1 protein-coding gene and 1 pseudogene are annotated in these 2,324 nt (G+C 45.2%); one reads left to right on the top strand and one right to left on the bottom strand.

Annotated features, from left to right (window positions below; genetic code table 11):
• Positions 1-610 (bottom strand): annotated as a pseudogene (locus tag F6K37_RS38660) (ATP-binding protein); the annotation flags it as partial.
• A gap of 716 nt (positions 611-1,326) precedes the next feature.
• On the opposite strand from F6K37_RS38660, the gene F6K37_RS38655 reads away from it, so the two are divergent.
• On the top strand, positions 1,327-2,094 hold the full coding sequence (locus tag F6K37_RS38655) for a Uma2 family endonuclease (RefSeq protein WP_071107889.1): 768 nt from the start codon (positions 1,327-1,329) through the stop codon (positions 2,092-2,094).
• Positions 2,095-2,324 lie beyond the last annotated feature (230 nt).

The raw sequence follows: 2,324 nt of genomic DNA, 5'->3' as shown, positions 1-2,324 counted from the left end.
TTTCTCCCAACAGCAGAGCCAGGACTAGCCCATCCAGTTTAAGATTGTGAGCGAGCAGAGTTGGTTGGAGCTGATTAGGGTCCGAGACCAGGTGTAGTAGACTATGACCTAGGAGAGGAGCTTCCGGGGTAAAGTGACTACGGCGCGCCAGTTTCGCTTCCCCAGTTGGACAGAGCAGATTCAGGACGAGATCCACAGTGGGTCGTTTACACCGGATATCGTCTTGGAGATAGGTATAAATGCGTTCATAGCGCCGGTCTAGTTCAGGGGCGAGAGCGATCGCAATAATATCGACATCGAAAGCAGAGAGGGCAAACGTTTCTTGCAGCCATGCTAGAGCTGAGCCTTCCAGAATAGCATCAGAGGGTAACTCCTGTGATGTTTCTGTATCTACCTGCAATACTGGTGTTCCTGGTGGCCGAGTCAGCAACTGTTCCACTTCTTCCTGGTCAACTTGCATCCCCCGATAGGGATTAGTTGCAGCCATGGAACCATAGGTAACTTGGGCAGCGGCTAAAGCTTGTTCTAGCAGTCCGTCTAAGCGCTGTAACAGCAGAAAGAGTTGCTGAAATTGGGGGTTGGGAGGGAATACTTGGGTTTGGTTAATCATGGATTATAGCAAGGGAACAGGGAATAGGGAATAGGGAGCAGGGACTTCGGAGCATTAGAGTAATAAGAGGTAATATAGAAATAGAAAAAATCATGTGTACCTCATTAGACAAAAAAAACTATACTGGCTCAGCTATTGCTTTAATCTGCCAGTATAAGGGCATATAGAGAGTAGGGTAGGGTGGGCAAATTATGAGAGTTTGGCAATTTGATCAGTTATTATCTCCATTTGCCCACCAGAAAAGAGCGATTGGCCGTAGGCCACGCTACGCGATCGCACTTTAAAGGGAACAGGGAACAGGGAACAGGGAACAGGGAACAGGAAACAGGGAGCAGGGACTTCGGAGCAGGGAGCAGTAGAGTCATAAGAGGGAAGACAGAAAAAATCATGTGTACCTCATTAGGATAAAAAAAAGCTATACTGGCTCAGCTATTGCTTTAATCTGCTGGTAGAGTAGGGTCGGCAAATAATGAGAGTTTGGCAATTGGATCAGTGATCATGTCAATTTGCCCACCCTACAAGAGCGATCGCACTTTGGCCAAACCAAAGGGTAGCGCGAATCCACGAGTAGGGGCGCACCAACCTGCCCCCAATCATCAATCTAATATCTAAAATCGAAGTTATAACAATCCGTGTAGGAATTGTGGGAATTTTATTCCCTATTCCCTATTCCCTATTCCCTATTCCCTACTCCCTACTCCCTACTCCCTTTGCTTATGTATCAACAAACAGATCCACCCCGACCCCCGAAAGAAATCCTACCCACAATGTATGATCTACCTAGCGAAGAAAAGGAGGATTCAGGATTGCCAGATCAATACCATATTTGGCAAGCAGACTTACTGGAGAAAACGTTTTTCCCTCCCAATTATCCTAGAAACCAAATTCTTGTTGCTAGCGATCTGAATATTTACTACAATCTCAAACATCCTACTTGGTATAAGCGTCCCGATTGGTTTGCTGTCTTGGGAGTGGATCGTTTGTACGAACAAAGAGAATCCCGGTTGAGTTACGTGATCTGGCAGGAAGGAGTAACTCCTTTTATTGCCATCGAATTACTTTCTCCGAGTACACAGAAAGAAGACTTAGGAGAAGTTACGCCACAAGCCAACCAACCCCCAACTAAATGGGAAGTTTACGAACGGATGCTACGGATTCCCTATTACGTAGTCTTCAATGGTAATAGCAATAAACTGCGCTTGTTTGAGTTAGTGCGCAGCAGCTATCGGGAAGTGATTCTCAACGGTGACAAATTCTGGCTTCCAGAAATAGAATTAGGTTTAGGATTGTGGTCAGGAGACTATCAAGAGTTAAACCGACTTTGGTTGCGTTGGTACGATGCAGCCGAAAATTGGATTCCTACACCGGTTGAGAAAGAAAGACAGCTAGTTGAACAAGAACGTCAACGAGCTGAACGAGAACATCAACGTGCTGAACGTCTAGCAGCTCAATTGCGAGCAATGGGTGTAGAGCCAGAAGATTGAAATTTTAGGTAGGGTAGGTAGCGTAGGGTGGGCAAATAATGAGAGTTTGGCAATTTGATCAGTGATCTAGTCCATTTGCCCACCAAACACGATCAGGCGATCGCACTTCATTAACGCACTCTACAAGAGCTTTGATATCCCTGATATATTCGATTATTAATAAACGTAAATAGTTCAGGGTTTCGACATAGTGTTTCATTTTAGGATAATCAAAGTATTGTGAAAAATAC

This window comes from Moorena sp. SIO4E2, assembly GCF_010671945.1.
Classification (GTDB): Bacteria; Cyanobacteriota; Cyanobacteriia; order Cyanobacteriales; family Coleofasciculaceae; genus Moorena; species Moorena producens.
Note: the sequence above shows the minus strand (reverse complement) of the source record. Positions and strands in the feature narration are given on the sequence as shown.